Origin of the sequence: Kitasatospora griseola (genome assembly GCF_014648555.1) — a bacterium.
GTDB classification, from domain to species: Bacteria; Actinomycetota; Actinomycetes; order Streptomycetales; family Streptomycetaceae; genus Kitasatospora; species Kitasatospora griseola.
Genome location: NZ_BMRI01000037.1, coordinates 1 through 15,951, shown reverse-complemented (window position 1 = coordinate 15,951; position 15,951 = coordinate 1). Strand labels below are relative to the sequence as shown.

The window sequence follows — 15,951 nt, the reverse complement described above, 5'->3', positions numbered from 1 at the left end:
ATCGAGGCCTAGTGGGCCGGGTGGGGGGTTTGGAGTCAGCGGTCAGGCCGTGGGCCCGAACAGGGCGCGGACGGTCCGCGAGGGGCTGGGGCGGCCGAGCTGACGCGCCATCCAGCCGCTGGTTTCGGTGAGCGACGCCAGGTCGACGCCGGTTTCGATGCCCAGGCCGTGCAGCATCCAGACCAGGTCCTCGGTCGCCAGGTTGCCGGTCGCACTCTTGGCGTACGGGCAACCGCCGAGGCCGCCGGCGGAGGCGTCCACCACCGTCACGCCGGAGCGGAGCGCGGCCAGCGTGTTGGCCAGCGCCTGCCCGTACGTGTCGTGGAAGTGCACCGCGAGCTGGTCGACCGGAACGCCGGAACGAGTGAATTCGTCGATCAGCGCCTTGACCTGGCCGGGCGTGGCGACGCCGATGGTGTCGCCGAGGCTCAGCTCGGTGCAGCCCATCTCCAGCAGCGTCAGGCCGTGCCGGACCACCTGGGCGATCGGCACGGGCCCCTCCCACGGGTCGCCGAAGCACATCGACAGGTAGCCGCGGACCGGGACTCCCGCTGCCGTGGCACGTTCGACCACGGGCCGGAACATGGCCATCGCCTCGTCCGCCGAGCGGTTGAGGTTGCGCCGGGCGAACGTGTCGGTGGCGCTGGCGAACACCGCGACCTCACCGGCATGGTGGGCCAGCGCCCGGTCCAGTCCACGCTCGTTCGGCACCAGGACGGGCAGACGGAGCCCCGGGTACCGCGCGGGCAGCTCGGCCAGCCGAGGCATCAGTTCCTCGGCGTCGGCCAACTGCGGCACCCAATTGGGGTGGACGAAGCTGGTGGCTTCCACGGTGCGCAGCCCGGCGTCGGCGAGTCGGGCGATGAACTCCGCCTTGACCTCGACGGGGACGAGGCTGCTCTCGTTCTGCAGCCCGTCACGGGCGCCGACCTCGTGGATGCGCACTCGGGCTGGCAGATCGGGGTCACGTACGGGGTCCGGCAGGCCGAGTTCCAGCACGGTCGGTTCGACTGCGGCCCGGTCGGGAGCGGTGGTCATCCTGCGGCCTCCTGCAGCTTCGCGGTGGCGTCGGCCTCCGCTTCGGTGCGGACATCGGCTTCCGCCTCGCTGGTGGTGGCTTCCTCGTCGGCGGGAGCGACCGCGACCAGGGGCTCATCCATGGCGACGGTCGCACCGGCAGTGACCCTCAGGTCCTCGACGACGCCGTCGTGCGGCGCGGAGATGACGTGCTCCATCTTCATGGCCTCCAGGACGAGCAGCGCCTGTCCGCGGCTGACCTGTTCGCCGGCCTGGACCTTCACCACGGTGACGGTGCCGGGCATCGGAGCAGTCAGCGTTCCGTGGTGCACGGTTCCGGCAGCGGCACGCTCGGCGATTGCGTCGAACGGGTGAACGAGCCACGCATCTCCGTCGGCGCCGAGCCAGTGCGCAATGCCCTCTGCCGTACGTTCCTCGGCGACCGTGAAAGTGGCCTGCAGGCCGTCAACCGCAAGGCGGAGCAGGCTTCCGTCCCGGGTGGCGCGGGCCTTCCGGACGGGGCCGTCGCCGAGCCGAATGTCCCACTCCGGGGTCTTCGCGGCGGAAAAACCGATAGCGCTCTCGAATTCACCACTGGTAGTCATTCGGCAACTCACGGCGACCGGTTCGCGGCCGGCGAGCCGGAGCCGGTGCGTGGTCCATGCGGCTTCGCCACCGAGTCGCCACCCGGAAGGGAGGGAGAAGGGATCGGTCCAGCCGTCGGAGGCGTCGGCGCGGCCGAGTTCGAGCTGCCGCACCAGCGCGACGGCGAAGTAGAGCAGGTCGATCGTTTCGGGCCGGGTGTACGGAGAGCTGAGCAGGGAGGGGTCCTGCTGGGCGCTGCGTTCCACCAGGCCGGTGTCGAGCCGACCTGCCGTCACCTCGGGCTGAGCCAGCAGTCGGCGCAGGTAGCCGGTGTTGGTGGTGACGCCCAGGATGCGGGTCTCGGCGAGTGCGGCCCGCAGCCGACGGATCGCGGTCGGACGGTCGGGCCCGTACGCGATCACCTTGGCGAGCATCGGGTCGTACAGGCTGCCGATCCGGTCGCCGGGTGCGATTCCGGAGTCCACCCGGATGCCCTCGCCCGAGGGTTCGTCCAGCAGCAGTACCTCACCGCCGGTGGGCAGGAAGTCCCGTTCCGGGTCCTCGGCGCAGATGCGGGCCTCGATCGCGTGGCCCAGGAAGGAGATGTCGGACTGTGTGAACGACAGCGTCTCGCCCGCAGCGACGCGCAGCTGCCACTCGACCAGGTCGAGCCGCTGCGGGCCCTCGGGGCCGTCGACGGAGACGGCCAGCTCAGTGACGGGGTGTTCCACCTGGAGGCGGGTGTTCATCTCCATGAAGAAGAAGTCGAGGACGTCGTCCGCGCCGGACCCCGCGGGGTCCCCACCGGGAACGATGAACTCGACCGTGCCGGCGCCGGTGTATCCACAGGCTTCGGCAGCACGCACCGCGGCCGCGCCCATCGCGGCCCGGGTCCGGGCGTTCAACAGGACGGAAGGGGCCTCTTCGATGAGTTTCTGATGGCGGCGCTGGAGACTGCACTCGCGCTCGCCGAGGTGAACAGTCCGGCCGTGGGTGTCGGCCAGGACCTGCACCTCGATGTGGCGCGGTTGGTCCACCCAGCGCTCGAGCAGCAGGGTGTCGTCGCCGAACGCGGTGCGGGCCACCCGGCGGGCGGCGGCGAGCTCGGCGGGCAGGTCGGCCGGGTCGCGGACCAGCCGCATGCCCTTGCCGCCGCCGCCGGCCGAGGGCTTGAGCAGCACCGGGTAGCCGATTCGGGCCGCCGCCTCGATCAGCTGCTCATCGGTGGGCGCGCCGTCCTCGCTGCCGGGGACGACGGGCACCCCGGCGGCCCGGACGGCCTCCTTGGCGTTGATCTTGTCGCCCATCAGTTCCACCGCAGCCGGCGGTGGGCCGATGAAGACCAGCCCGGCCTGCGTGCAGGCCTCCGCGAAGGAGGGGTTCTCGGCGAGGAACCCGTAGCCGGGGTGGACGGCCTGCGCGCCGGTCCGGCGGGCGGCGTCGAGGATCAGGTCGGTGCGCAGGTAGGTCTCGGCGGCCGAGCTGTCGCTCCGGTCGGCGGGCCCGATTCGGACCGCGAGGTCGGCGGCCCGGACGTGCGGGGCGTCCGCGTCCGCGTCGCTGTGCACGGCGACCGAGCGCACGCCCAGCCGTCGCAGGGTGCGGATCACCCGCAGCGCGATCTCGCCGCGGTTGGCGACGAGCACGGTGTCGAACATGGAGGTGTGCCTCCGTTGCGAGGAGAACGGGTGAGCGAATTGACGATGCATCAGAAGCGGTGGCCGGTCCGTGGCTCGGCCCCCGGCCAGGCGTCACATGCGGAAGACGCCGAACGGGCGGGGTTCGGGGAGCGGGGCGTTGGCGCACGCAGTGAGCGCCAGGCCGAGCGCGGTCCGGGTCTGCATGGGGTCGATCACGCCGTCGTCCCACAGTCGCGCGGAGGCGTAGTAGGCGTTGCCCTGCCGCTCGTACTGCTCGCGGACCGGGCGCTTGAACTCGTCCTCGGCCTCGACCGGCCAGTCCTCGCCTCGGGCCTCGAACTGGTCGCGTCGGACCGTGGCAAGCACTGAGGCGGCCTGCTCGCCACCCATCACGGAAATCTTCGCGTTCGGCCACATCCACAGGAAGCGAGGTGAGTAGGCCCGGCCGCACATCGAATAGTTGCCCGCGCCGTACGAACCGCCGATCACCACCGTCAACTTCGGCACGCGGGTGCAGGCCACCGCGGTGACCATCTTGGCGCCGTGCTTGGCGATGCCGCCGGCCTCGTACTGGCGACCCACCATGAAACCGGTGATGTTCTGCAGGAAGAGGAGGGGGATGCCCCGCTGGTCGCACAACTCGATGAAGTGCGCGCCCTTGAGCGCGGACTCGGCGAACAGGACGCCGTTGTTGGCGACGATGCCGACCGGATGCCCGTGAATGCGGGCGAACCCGGTCACCAGGGTGGTGCCGTACTCCGCCTTGAACTCGGCGAAGCGGCTGCCGTCGACCAGGCGGGCGATCACCTCGCGCACGTCATAAGGGGTGCGCGGGTCCACCGGCACCACGCCGTAGAGGCCGGCCGGGTCGACCGCGGGCGGCTCGACCGGGGCGAGCGGCCAGGGCTTCGCGGCGCGCGGGCCGAGTCCGGCCACGATGGTGCGGACGATGGAGAGCGCGTGGGCGTCGTCCTCCGCCAGGTGGTCCGTCACGCCGGAGGTCCGCGAGTGGAGGTCGCCACCGCCGAGTTCCTCGGCGGTCACCACCTCTCCGGTGGCGGCCTTCACCAGCGGCGGACCACCCAGGAAGATGGTGCCCTGGTTGCGGACGATCACCGCCTGGTCGCTCATCGCCGGGACGTAGGCGCCGCCCGCGGTGCACGAGCCGAGCACCGCCGCGATCTGCGGGATCCCGGCGGCGGACAGGCGCGCCTGGTTGTAGAAGATCCGGCCGAAGTGGTCGCGGTCGGGGAACACCTCGTCCTGCATCGGCAGGAACGCTCCGCCCGAGTCCACCAGATAGATGCAGGGCAGCCGGTTCTCCAGGGCCACCTCCTGCGCGCGCAGGTGCTTCTTCACCGTCATCGGGTAGTAGGTGCCGCCCTTGACCGTGGCGTCGTTCGCCACCACCAGGACCTCGCGCCCGGCGACCCGCCCGATGCCGGCGATCACACCTGCGGCGGGGGCGGCCCCGTCGTACAGGCCGTCGGCTGCCAGGGGGGCCAGCTCCAGGAAGGGCGAGCCCGGGTCGAGCAGGGTGTCCACCCGGTCGCGGGGCAGGAGCTTGCCGCGGGCGGTGTGCTTGGCGCGCGCCTTCTCGCCGCCGCCGAGTGCCGCTGCCGCGAGCTTCTCGCGTAGCTCGGAGACCAGTGCCCGGTGGGCCTGGGCGTTGGCGAGTCCGGCGGGTGACGCCGGGTCGACCGTGCTCTCCAGTCGCGGTGCCGGTGCGGCGGCCGCGTCGAACAGCGATACCGGCTGCCTCGTCGCGGAAGCGTTCCGCGACGGAGCCGGAGACCACGATGAGGTCGGTGCCGAAGAAGAGGGGACCATCCCAAGAGCTCCCTTGCCCTCGGATTCGGATCCGGGCAGGCCGAAGGGCGAGCCGGCCAGCCCGTGTTAATGAGCGTTAACTCTGCCGCCAGGTTAACCAGCGATAACCCGACTGTCTACGATGGGCAGCATGCCCAACCGCCCTGCCACCCCTGTGCTCCCACGCCGTGACCAGATCCGGAAGGAGGCCGCCAGGCTGTTCGCCGCCCGCGGTTTCCTCGGCGTCGGCGTGGACGAGATCGGTAAGGCGGTCGGCATCAGCGGACCCGGCCTGTACCGGCATTTCGCGGGCAAGGACGCGATGCTTGCCGACCTCCTGGTCGGCATCAGCGAGCGCCTGCTGGAAGAGGGGCGCCGACGGGCCGGAGCGGCCGACGGGCCGCAGGCCGCATTGGACTCCCTGATCGACGGCCACATCGACTTCGCCCTGGACGACCGGGACCTGATCATCCTGCACGACCGCGAGCTGCTCCACCTCAAGGAGGAGGACCGCCGCCGGGTCCGTCGACTGCAGCGCGGTTACGTCGAACTGTGGGTCGCTGTGGTGCGCGAGGCTTTCACCGCACTGGCCGTCGCCGAAGCCGAACCGGTCGCCCGCGCCGCCGTGCACGCGGTCTTCGGCCTGCTCAACTCCACCCCGCACAGCGCGGCGCCGCAGGCCGCCCCGGCGGAGCTCGCCGCCGAGCGGACCGGCCTGAGCCGTGAAGCGATGGCAGCCCTGCTGCGCGCGTTGGCCCAGGGTGCGTTCGTGGCGGCGGCCGCTGCGGTCGTGGAGCCGAGCCCAGCTGCCTGACCTGCAGGTTTCCAGGCAGGTTCAGGGTCCGGCCTGAAGTCTGCTGTACCCCCGCCTAGGACGATCGGCTGACCCAGGTGTAGCCGACCGTTGGAGGCGCACCCCCGCGTGCCGCGGGCAGGCTGTAGACGGGAAGGAAGCTCGACCTCGGGTCGTTCAGCCTCCTATGCGCCCGTCGAATCCGATGGACGCCCAATCGGCCGAATGGTTAGCATCACTAAATATGCCCGAGACTCATGGTTTCCCAGAGCAAGGCTGGCTCCGCCGGCTCGGTGGCTACTGCTGGCGCTACCGTCGCAACCTGTCGCTGTCCTTCGGGTCGTCGCTGGTCGGCATGGCGATCACCGCGATCGTCCCGCTCATCACCAAGGTGATCATCGATGACGTGATCACCACGCACCGCCGCCCGCTCACCCCCTGGGCAGTGCTGCTGCTGGTCGCGGCCGCCGCGGTGTTCCTGTGCACACAGATCCGCCGCTACTACGGCGGGCAGCTCGCGCTGGACGTCCAGCACGACATGCGCGCCGACCTGTTCCGCTCGCTGACCAGGCTCGACGGGCACCGCCAGGACCGGTTGGACGTCGGTCAGGTGGTCGGGCGCGCCACCTCGGACCTGCAACTGGTCAACGGGTTGCTCTCGATGCTGCCGATGATGACGGGCTACGCCCTGATGTTCGGCATGTCGTTGGTGGTCATGTTCTGGTTGTCGCTGCCGCTCACCCTGATCGCGTTGGTGATGGCCCCGGCCCTGTGGTGGATCTCCACCCTCAGCCGTAAGCGCCTCTTCCCGGCGACCTGGGCAGCTCAGCAGCAGGCCGCGGAGGTCGCCGGTGTGGTGGACGCTGCGGTCGGTGGCGTCCGGGTGGTCAAGGGCTTCGGTCAGGAGGCCCAGGAACGCGGCAAGCTGGAGCGGGTCTCGCGGGGGCTGTTCGCCGCTCGGCTCCGTTCGATCCGACTGAATGCCCGCTACACCCCCGCGATGCAGGCCGTTCCCGCGCTCGGGCAGGTCGCAGTGCTCGCCATCGGCGGCTGGCTGGCCGTCCGGGGCGATGTCACCCTCGGTACCTTCGTCGCCTTCTCCACCTACCTCGCGCAGATGACGGGCCCGGTCCGGATGCTCGCCGTGGTGGTCACCGTCGCCCAGCAGACCCGCGCCGGCGTGGAACGCGTCATGCAGCTGATCGACCAGCGCCCGCTGGTCGCCGAGACCCCGGACGCCCAGCCCCTCGATCCGGATGCGGCCCCGGCCGGCACGCCCGTGCTGGAGCTCGACCGGGTCGCCTTCCACTACCGGGCCGAGGAGCACCCCGAGCCGGGCAGCGTTCCCGACGGCGTCCCGGTGCTCGACGGTCTCAGCCTGCGGATCGCGCCGGGGGAGACCCTGGCCCTGGTCGGTGCGTCCGGCTCCGGCAAGTCGACCGTCGCCCAGCTGGTGCCTCGTTTCTACGACCCCACCTCCGGCGCCGTCCGGCTGTTCGGCCAGGACCTCCGCGAAGCCACGGTCGATTCGGTGCGCGCCGCCATCGGCATCGTGCCGGAGGAGAGCTTCCTGTTCTCCGACACGGTCCGTACCAATATCTCCTACGGCCACCCCGAGGCCACCGAGGAGCAGATCCTCGCCGCCGCCCGGATCGCCCAGGCCGACGGTTTCATCCGCGAGCTCCCCGGCGGCTACGACACCAAGGTCGGCGAGCAGGGCCTCACCCTCTCCGGCGGCCAGCGCCAACGTATCGCCCTGGCCCGTGCGGTCCTCACCGATCCGCGCATCCTGTTGCTCGACGACGCCACCTCCGCGGTCGACCCGCAGATCGAGGCCGAGATCCACGACGCGTTGCACAGCGTGATGGCCGGCCGTACCACCCTGCTGATCGCACACCGCCGTTCCACCTTGCAGCTCGCCGACCGCATCGCCGTCCTCGACGCCGGTCGGCTGATCGACATCGGCACCCACGAGGAACTCACGGCCCGATGTCCGCGCTACCGGTCGCTGATCACCGACCCGGACGCCCTGGCTGCCCCCGCCGCCGAGCCCCAGCAGAACGAGGAACCCGCGGAGACCGAGAAGGCCGCACCGGTCGCGGAGAAGCCCGCCGCCGACACCGAGTTGCTGGCCCAGGTCGCCGCCCTGCCGCCGGCGAACGACACCCCCGACGTCCCCGTGGAGCTGGCCGAGACCGCCGACGCCAAGTTCAATCTGGCCCGACTGCTCGCCCCGTTCCGTCGTCCGCTGCTGCTCGCACTGCTGCTGGTCGCGCTGGACACCGCCGCCGGTCTGACGTTGCCGGTGCTGATCCGGCACGGCATCGACGACGGCGTCAGCAAGGCCGCCATCGGGGGCGTTGCGATCGCCGCCCTGCTGGCGCTCGTCGTGGTCCTGCTCGACTGGCTGGTGCAGGCCACCGAGAGCAAGGTCTCCGGGCGTACCGGCGAACGCGTCCTCTACACCCTGCGGCTGAAGATCTTCGCCCACCTCAACCGGCTCGGCCTCGACTACTACGAGCGCGAGCTGGCCGGCCGGATCATGACCCGCATGACGACCGATGTGGACTCCATATCTTCGTTCCTGCAGACCGGCGTGGTCACCGCCGTCGTCAGCCTGTTCACCTTCGTCGGGATCTTCGTGGCCCTCGTCGTGATCGACCCGGGTCTCGCCCTGGTGGTCCTCGCGGTGCTGCCGCCGCTGATCATCGCCACCCTGGTGTTCCGCAAGAAGTCCGCCCAGCAGTACCAGATCTCCCGCGACCTGATCAGCACCGTCAACGCCGATCTGCAGGAGAACGTCGCGGGCATGCGGATCGTCCAGGCCTTCCGTCGCCAGGACGCCAACATCGACCGGTTCGTCGAGCGCGGCCTCGCCTACCGGCACGCCCGGGTCAAGGCCCAGCTGTACATCTCGATGTACTTCCCGTTCGTGCAGTTCCTGTCCAGCATCGCCGCAACCCTGGTCCTGATCGTCGGCGCCTCCCGGGTCGACCACGGCACCCTGACCATCGGCGCCCTGGTCGCGTACCTGCTGTACATCGACCTGTTCTTCGCCCCGGTCAACCAGCTCTCACAGATCTTCGACGGCTACCAGCAGGCCGCCGTCGGCCTCGGCCGGATCCGTGAGCTGCTGCGCACCCCGACCAGCACGCCCCAGGCCGAACAGCCCATCCCGGTCGAGACGCTGCGCGGTGAGATCACCTTCGAGAACGTCGGCTTCGCCTACAACGGCGGAGGCGAGGGCAACCCCGAGGTGCTCGCCGGCATCGACCTGCACATACCCGCCGGCCAGACCGTCGCGCTGGTCGGCGAGACCGGCGCCGGCAAGTCCACCCTGGTCAAGCTGGTCGCCCGGTTCTACGACGCCACCGGCGGCACCGTTCGGGTCGACGGCACCGATCTGACGCGGTACGACCTGGAGGGTTACCGGCACCGGCTCGGCGTCGTCCCGCAGGAGGCGTACCTGTTCGCCGGGACGGTCCGCGACGCCATCGCCTACGGCCGCCCCGGGGCGAGCGACGCCGAAGTCGAAGCTGCCGCCAAGGCGGTCGGCGCACACGACATGATCACCCGGCTCACCGGCGGCTACCGGCACACCGTCGCCGCCCGCGGCCGCAACCTCTCCGCCGGGCAGCGCCAGCTCATCGCCCTCGCCCGGGCCGAGCTGGTCGACCCCGACATCCTGCTCCTCGACGAAGCCACCGCCGCTCTCGACCTCGCGACCGAAGCAGCCGTCAACCACGCCGCCGACCGGCTCAGCGGCGGACGCACCACCCTGGTCATCGCCCACCGGCTCACCACCGCCGAACGCGCCGACCGGATCGTCGTCCTCGACCACGGACGAATAGTGGAGGACGGCACCCACACCGATCTGATCGACCGCGACGGCGCCTACGCCAAGCTGTGGAAGGCCTTCATCGCGGAGGGGCACCCCGCCCCGGTACTCGGCTGACCGTCCCGACAGCGGCTCCCGGGCCCGGCACCTCGTCGGGTCCGGGAGCCGTCCGGTCGAGAGCAGGCCTGCTCAGGCCTGCGCGGACTGCGCAGCACCCACCAGCGCCCGGAACAACACCTCGGCATCCACTCCGGACGGCAGCTCGCTGACCTGACCGTCCCCGACCTCCACCACCCGCCATCCGCCTTCGGCGCCGCCGTCGTGGCCGCCCGTGCCCGCGGCCGGTCGCGCCAGGTCGGTGGTGACGAAGCGGCACCCCAACTCCCGCACCAGCGGGCGTACGGCGGACAGGTCGGGCTCGACCCGACTCAACGGGCAGTCGGGGTGCGGTCCGATCAGCACGGGCTCGCCGTCCAACCACCAGACCCGGGCCTCCTCGGCCCGGCCGTCCGCCGTCCGCGCGAAGTCCTCGAAGCGACGGAGCACCAGCCCGCCCGCGAGGAACTCGTCCTGCAGTTCGGCGAAGCGGGCAGCCACGCGCTCCACCGCGTCGAGGTCGGCCAACTCGGGCACGTAACAGGCCTCGTGCCACTCGTGCTTGCGGGACTTGACGTAGTCCTTCACGATCGCGGGGCCCTGCCCGCCCAGGGCCGAGGCGGCGGCAGCCAGGGCGTAGCGGTCCCAGGAGCGGCCGGGGAGCCAACTGCTGGCAGGTGTGACGGGCTCGAACGTCCGGTACCAGCCGGGCAGTTCATGGGCGGTGGCGTACTCGCCCGAGCCGGTCAGCAGGCTGCAGCCGCGGTCGGCCAGTGCCTCGGCCAGCGCGGCATAGCGGGCGACGGGAATCATCCAACCCCGGTACCAGAGCCCGCCCGACCCGGCGGGGACGCGCCGGACGGCAGCCTCGACGTCCCCGGCCAGCAGAGCGTCGTGGTCGAGCAGCGCCGGACGGCCGCCGGCGGCCCGAATCAGCTCGGCCTCCCAGGCGAAGTGCGGGTCGGTCCGACGCGGCAGGAGCGGGTCCGAGGGGAGGATGACGGTGGGGTCGACCATGAGGCTCAGATTAGATCCACCGATCGGTTGACAGGCTGTCCTTGACCCTGCGTTGACCAGGCATTCTGCTCCGCGTTCCCGCGCCGGGCTGGTCGCAACGGCCGAAAACTCGATCGACAGTCCGTCACTTGCACTGCCAGGCTTCGCGTGTGCGGTGGATCACAGGACGTCAGAAGTCCAAGGGCGAACGGCTACCCCGTCGAGCGGCGCGAACGGTGGTGCTCTCGCCGGAGGGTGAGGTGTTCCTGTTCCGATCGGACAACTCCGAAGTCGGGGTGCACTGGAACGCTCCGGGCGGTGGCCTGGAGCCAGGCGAAACGCCTGCCGAGGGAGCGCTCCGTGAGCTGCGCGAGGAGACCGGCTGGACCGACCTCCGGCCCGGTGAACTCCTCTGCACCTGGGAGCACGACTTCACCTGGCACGGCACGCCTGTCCGTCAGCACGAGCACATATTCCTGGCTCGCGGTCCGCGGCGCGAGCCCGGAGACGTGGCGGCGGTCCACCGCGTCGACGGCATCCTCGGATGGCGCTGGTGGACGCCGGACGAGTTGGCCGCGCCGAACGCCGATCCGCTCTGGCCGCCGAACCTGGCGGCCCTGGTCGCCGGGCTCTGCACTGCGGATGCCGGTCCGATCGTCCCCGTCCACCTCGGCTACGTGCCCAACGCCACTACACATCAGCGCAGTTGACGCCAGTCCGGCGAGCCGCCACACCCCGGCCGCGCCGAACTCCGGCAGCCCGCAGAGAGGAGCTGCCCAGCCCGGGCACCCACATCCGTCACCCGCTTCACCCGGCACCAGCCGCCTCGGCGCACCTGCACCCGCAACTGCCCCGCAGCTGAAGCCGGTCGAGACCGCTCAACGGACCTGGCGCCGACCCCTCCGGCGTCCGCGAGCCGCTGGGACCTCGGCCTGCCAGTCGCGCAGCCCCAGTTCGCGGTCGTGCACGGCCTCCGGGTTGATCACCACCGACAGCAGGGCGGAGCGCAACTCCTCCGGGCTCATCCCGGTCGAGCGCTGCAACTGCTCGGTGGGGACCGACACGGCGATGGCCGACCGCCACTCAGGCAGCACCACCTGGCAGGTCCCGGAGCCGAACCGCAGCAACTGGGCGGACACCCGGCGCTCCGCGGTCCGGGCCACGCCGGGGCCGGCACTGTCGGTCGGTCCGAGCGACCCGCCGATCAGCACGCCCATCGGCACCCCCACGGGGGAGATCGGCGCGCTCTCCGGCTCGGCATCGACCAGCCCGCTCACCGCCGTGCCGTCGAACGGTGCCGACGCGGGCGGAACGGCCCGTACCTGGCTCAGCCGCCGCGAGGGGGTCGGCCGTCGTGGTGGCCGGACCCGCCCTGCCACCGCGCCCCAGGCCCCCGACGACCAGCCGGGCGACCTCGGGGTGCCCACGGCTCTGCCTGTCACCAAGCCATCGGCACCTGCCGCTGCGAGAGCGTCGCCTTCCCGTGCAGGCCCGGGCACCGCCGGCAATCCGGTGGGAGCTCCGCCGAGGCCGTTCGGTGCTCTGTGGCTGTCCGTATCGGCGTCCGAGTGCCCGCTCAGGTCCGATCCGGACGGCGTCGAGCCGTGCCCCGAACCGGAGCCTGTCGAATCCGCGCTCGCCGCAGGGCTGTTGGCATCCGCGGCCGGCCGGTTCGGCGCGTTCTGGTCGAGCGAGGTCATGACTGCAAACCCTCCGGATTCTCGGCTCGCCCGATCCTGCACCACCAGGGCACGCCGGGCCAAGGGACGTGTGTGGACAGCCTGACGGTTCCTTCCCGCCCCGCCCGAAATCCGCCCGCTTACCTGCGCGACCGCGTTATGGTGAACGCATGTCTCTCATGTCATGCCTGTGCTGGTGGCCGTCCTAGGACGGCCGATCCCCTCGCATGACTCCAGGGCCGTCCGTACGGGCGGCCCCGGCACGAGCATCTCCGACGGACACGGGCCCACCCCGGCGGGCGGTCACCACCGCAAACCGGAGGAGAAGTCCCGCCATGACCACCGTCCCGGACACCGCACCCGGCACCGCCAACCCGCTGATCGCCCCCACCGCCGAAGGCCACCGCCGCGTCCTGACCGGCGACCGTCCGACCGGACCACTTCACCTCGGGCACTACTTCGGCACGCTCCAGAACCGGGTCCAACTCCAGCTCCAGGACATCGAGTTGATGATCGTGATCGCCGACTACCAGGTGATCACCGATCGGGACCGGGCCGACCGGGTCGCCGAGCACGCCGAGAACCTGGTCCTCGACTACCTGGCCGCCGGAGTCGACCCGGACCGGGCCACGATCTTCACCCACAGCGCCGTCCCCGCACTCAACCAGCTGATGCTGCCCTTTCTCAGCCTGATCAGCGTCGCCGAACTTTCCCGCAACCCCACCGTCAAGGACGAGATCACCCACTCCCGGCAGGCGGCGGTCAGCGGGCTGATGTTCACCTACCCCGTCCATCAGGCCGCCGACCTGTTGTTCTGCAAGGCCGACCTGGTCCCGGTCGGTCAGGACCAACTGCCGCACCTGGAGATCACCCGCACCATCGCCCGCCGCTTCAACGACCGCTACACCCCGCTGTTCCCCGAACCGCAGGCCCTGCTGTCCGAGGCTCCACTGCTCCTCGGCATCGACGCCGGCAAGATGAGCAAGAGCCGGGGCAACGCCATCACCCTCGGCGCCGACGAGGACGAGACCGCGCGGCTGCTGCGCGGCGCGGTCACCGACAACGACCGGCACATCAGCTACGACCCCGCGACCCGTTCCGGCGTCTCCAACCTGGTGCTGCTGATCGCCCTCTGTCAGGGCCGCGACCCGCACGCCGTCGCCGAGGAGATCGGTTCCGGCGGCGCCGCTCGGCTCAAGCGCACCGCCACCGAGGCGGTCAACGAGCACCTCCGCCCGCTGCGCGCCCGGCGCACCGAGCTGGCCGCCGACCGAGCCCTGCTCCGAGAAGTCCTGCACAGCGGGAACGCCCGCGCCAACGCCATCGCCGACCGCACCCTCGCCGAAGTCCGCACCGCGATGGGCACCTTCTGACCGATCCCGCAGCCGGTGTGCAGGTCGTACGCGGCGACGACCCGCACACCGGCCGGCGACGACCCGCACACCGGCGCGGTCGGGCATCCCGTCGATCACGAGCCGGGGCGCCGCGCGGTGCCGAGCATGAGGAGAGGTGATGGGCCGGCAGTCATCGCATCAGGGTGGTGAGTTCACGACCGGGGGATATCGTCAGCAGGCAGACCGCCCGTCCTGCAGACAGACCATGCGCACCCCGTTCGCGGTCCCACCCGCGCTCCACACCATGAAGGAGCTCCCTGATGTCCTTGCGCCCGCTCCGTCCCGGTGACCGCATCGCCCTCGTCGCCCCCAGCGGCGCAGTCGACCCCGCACGACTCGCCCTCGGAACCGACATCCTCCGGTCCTGGGGCCTGGAGGTGGTCGTCCTCCCGCACGTCCACGACACCCACCCCACCTTGCCGTACCTCGCCGGCACCGACGCCCACCGCGCTGCCGACCTGCAAGCCGCCTGGCTGGACCCCGACATCGCCGCCGTCCTCTGTGTACGCGGCGGCTTCGGCGCCCATCGGATGGTCGACCTCCTGGACTGGGACGCGATGCGCGCCGTCCCGCCCAAGCTGCTGATCGGCTTCAGCGACACCACCGTTCTGCACGAGGCTGTCGCGCAGCAGCTGGGCACCCCCACTCTCTACGGGCCAATGTCCGCCGCCGGCGTGTTCACCACTGACGCCCCGACCGCGGAACACCTGCGCCGCACCCTGTTCGAGCCGGCCACCACGACCGTCCTCGGCGGACCCGATGCCGCGACCCTCGTTCCCGGCCGCGCCCACGGCGTCCTGATGGGCGGCTGCGCCTCCCTGCTGGCCGCCGACCGCGGCACCCCCGGCGCCCGACCGTCCTTCGCAGGCGGGCTGCTCCTCCTGGAGGACGTCAATGAGCAGCCCTACCAACTCGACCGCATCCTCACCCAGCTGCGACGCAGCGGAGCCCTGGAAGGAGTGGCCGGCGTGGCCCTCGGCTCCTGGGACCTCTGCGGACCGCTCGACGGTGTACGCGCCGTGATGCTCGACCACTTCGGCGACCTTGGAATCCCGGTCGTCTGGGAACTCGGCTTCGGTCACGCGCCGTCCGCCATCACCGTCCCGCTCGGCGTCCCCGCCACGCTCGACGCCGATGCCGCCACGCTCACGCTCGACGCCCCCGTTCTCACCCCCTCCACCGACGCGTAGGGTGGCGGGCCATGCACGTCGAAGGCACCTCCGCCGTAGGAACGTCTCCCACCGCACCGGCCGCCGAACGCATGCCCGCCCTCGCGGCGGCGGCCGTGACCCGGGCGCTCGGCCTGCTGCGCGGCCCAGGCAGCGGAACCGGCCGAGCACTCCTCGGTCTGGCCGGCCCGCCCGCGGCTGGGAAGTCCACTCTCGCCCGCGTGCTGATCGACGAGGTCAACCGCCGCGAGGGCCCCGACACCGCGGCCTACCTTCCGCTGGACGGCTTCCACCTCTCCAACGCCCAGCTCGACCGTCTCGGTCTGCGCTCCCGCAAGGGCGCCCCCGAGACCTTCGACGCCTTCGGCTACCTCGCCCTCGTCCAGCGCGTTGCCACCGACCGCTTCCACGACATCTACGTGCCCGACTTCGACCGCACCCTGGACGAGCCCGTCGCCGCCCGCCACCTGATCCGCCCCTGCACCCGCCTGGTCATCACCGAAGGCAACTACCTCGCGTCCCTTGCCACCCCCTGGACGAATGCCCGGGCACTGCTGCGCGAGCTCTGGTACGTGGACGCCGACCACAGCACTCGGGACGCCCGACTCCTCGCCCGTCACACCGCCGGCGGCCAGGACCATCCCACCGCGCGCCGCCGGATCGACGGCAACGACCAACCCAACGCCGCTCAGGTGGAGGCCACCCGGACGGCCTGCGACTGGGTGGTTCGTCCAGAGGCATTTGCGCCTGCCCACCAATCGGCGTAGTGTTGACTAGTCGCTCGGCAGGGAGCACCGGACACGCATCTGTGTGGACGGTCCCGGGGCGGCCAATCCTCATGAACCACCCAGTTGATCTGTGACGGGTCGCGTCCTTTTCGCGTCTCCGTTCGTATTTGCTGTGCGCGTTTTCGGAGATTGCGGCGGATTCGCTTT

Annotated in this window: 11 protein-coding genes; 6 read left to right on the top strand and 5 right to left on the bottom strand. The window is 71.2% G+C overall.

The annotated features are described in order from the left end of the window. Window positions 1-42 precede the first annotated feature (42 nt). The 3 genes from IEZ12_RS31220 to IEZ12_RS31210 all read right to left on the bottom strand — a co-directional run bounded on the left by IEZ12_RS31220 (window position 43) and on the right by IEZ12_RS31210 (window position 5,072). On the bottom strand, window positions 43-1,038 hold the full coding sequence (locus IEZ12_RS31220; RefSeq protein WP_189276851.1) for a hydroxymethylglutaryl-CoA lyase: 996 nt from the start codon (window positions 1,036-1,038) through the stop codon (window positions 43-45). After that, window positions 1,035-3,260 (bottom strand): acetyl/propionyl/methylcrotonyl-CoA carboxylase subunit alpha, encoded by a 2,226-nt coding sequence (locus IEZ12_RS31215; RefSeq protein ID WP_229848369.1) that lies wholly within the window; start codon window positions 3,258-3,260, stop codon window positions 1,035-1,037. Before IEZ12_RS31215 ends, IEZ12_RS31220 begins: the two co-directional genes overlap by 4 nt. Window positions 3,261-3,353: 93 nt before the next feature. Next, window positions 3,354-5,072 carry a carboxyl transferase domain-containing protein gene (locus tag IEZ12_RS31210; protein ID WP_229848367.1) on the bottom strand — a complete coding sequence of 573 codons (1,719 nt, stop codon included), beginning with the start codon at window positions 5,070-5,072 and terminating at the stop codon, window positions 3,354-3,356. Window positions 5,073-5,202: 130 nt separating this feature from the next. Between IEZ12_RS31210 and IEZ12_RS31205 the strand changes: the two genes are divergently transcribed. Together IEZ12_RS31205 and IEZ12_RS31200 are read left to right on the top strand one after the other, a co-directional pair. Continuing rightward, a complete protein-coding gene (locus IEZ12_RS31205) occupies window positions 5,203-5,865 on the top strand; it encodes a TetR/AcrR family transcriptional regulator (protein WP_189276849.1) in 663 nt (220 codons plus the stop codon). Window positions 5,866-6,088: 223 nt separating this feature from the next. Then, complete coding sequence (locus tag IEZ12_RS31200) at window positions 6,089-9,799, top strand: ABC transporter ATP-binding protein (RefSeq protein ID WP_189276847.1); 3,711 nt, start codon at window positions 6,089-6,091, stop codon at window positions 9,797-9,799. Between the two features lie 72 nt (window positions 9,800-9,871). Here IEZ12_RS31200 and IEZ12_RS31195 read toward each other — a convergent pair whose 3' ends face one another. Then, window positions 9,872-10,795: an ATP-grasp domain-containing protein gene (locus IEZ12_RS31195; protein WP_189276844.1), complete on the bottom strand. Its 924-nt coding sequence runs from the start codon at window positions 10,793-10,795 to the stop codon at window positions 9,872-9,874. Window positions 10,796-10,944: 149 nt separating this feature from the next. On the opposite strand from IEZ12_RS31195, the gene IEZ12_RS31190 reads away from it, so the two are divergent. Further along, window positions 10,945-11,484, top strand: coding sequence for an NUDIX hydrolase (locus IEZ12_RS31190; RefSeq protein ID WP_189276842.1), 540 nt, complete (start codon window positions 10,945-10,947; stop codon window positions 11,482-11,484). A gap of 168 nt (window positions 11,485-11,652) precedes the next feature. Here IEZ12_RS31190 and IEZ12_RS31185 read toward each other — a convergent pair whose 3' ends face one another. Continuing rightward, window positions 11,653-12,051 (bottom strand): hypothetical protein, encoded by a 399-nt coding sequence (locus IEZ12_RS31185; protein WP_189276840.1) that lies wholly within the window; start codon window positions 12,049-12,051, stop codon window positions 11,653-11,655. Window positions 12,052-12,788: 737 nt separating this feature from the next. On the opposite strand from IEZ12_RS31185, the gene trpS reads away from it, so the two are divergent. The 3 genes from trpS to IEZ12_RS31170 all read left to right on the top strand — a co-directional run bounded on the left by trpS (window position 12,789) and on the right by IEZ12_RS31170 (window position 15,783). Next, window positions 12,789-13,826: a tryptophan--tRNA ligase gene (gene trpS / locus IEZ12_RS31180; protein ID WP_189276838.1), complete on the top strand. Its 1,038-nt coding sequence runs from the start codon at window positions 12,789-12,791 to the stop codon at window positions 13,824-13,826. 281 nt (window positions 13,827-14,107) lie between these two features. Continuing rightward, the gene (locus tag IEZ12_RS31175; protein ID WP_189276836.1) at window positions 14,108-15,037 is read left to right on the top strand and encodes a S66 peptidase family protein; all 930 of its coding nucleotides are present in this window, start codon (window positions 14,108-14,110) and stop codon (window positions 15,035-15,037) included. 11 nt (window positions 15,038-15,048) lie between these two features. Next, complete coding sequence (locus tag IEZ12_RS31170) at window positions 15,049-15,783, top strand: nucleoside/nucleotide kinase family protein (protein WP_229848364.1); 735 nt, start codon at window positions 15,049-15,051, stop codon at window positions 15,781-15,783. Window positions 15,784-15,951 lie beyond the last annotated feature (168 nt).

Coding starts and splice junctions, on each gene's coding strand:
- IEZ12_RS31220 (WP_189276851.1), bottom strand. CDS start 1,038: ATGACCACCGCTCCCGACCGGGCCGCAGTCGAACCGACCGTGCTGGAA.
- IEZ12_RS31215 (WP_229848369.1), bottom strand. CDS start 3,260: ATGTTCGACACCGTGCTCGTCGCCAACCGCGGCGAGATCGCGCTGCGG.
- IEZ12_RS31210 (WP_229848367.1), bottom strand. CDS start 5,072: ATGGTCCCCTCTTCTTCGGCACCGACCTCATCGTGGTCTCCGGCTCCG.
- IEZ12_RS31205 (WP_189276849.1), top strand. CDS start 5,203: ATGCCCAACCGCCCTGCCACCCCTGTGCTCCCACGCCGTGACCAGATC.
- IEZ12_RS31200 (WP_189276847.1), top strand. CDS start 6,089: ATGCCCGAGACTCATGGTTTCCCAGAGCAAGGCTGGCTCCGCCGGCTC.
- IEZ12_RS31195 (WP_189276844.1), bottom strand. CDS start 10,795: ATGGTCGACCCCACCGTCATCCTCCCCTCGGACCCGCTCCTGCCGCGT.
- trpS (WP_189276838.1), top strand. CDS start 12,789: ATGACCACCGTCCCGGACACCGCACCCGGCACCGCCAACCCGCTGATC.
- IEZ12_RS31175 (WP_189276836.1), top strand. CDS start 14,108: ATGTCCTTGCGCCCGCTCCGTCCCGGTGACCGCATCGCCCTCGTCGCC.
- IEZ12_RS31170 (WP_229848364.1), top strand. CDS start 15,049: ATGCACGTCGAAGGCACCTCCGCCGTAGGAACGTCTCCCACCGCACCG.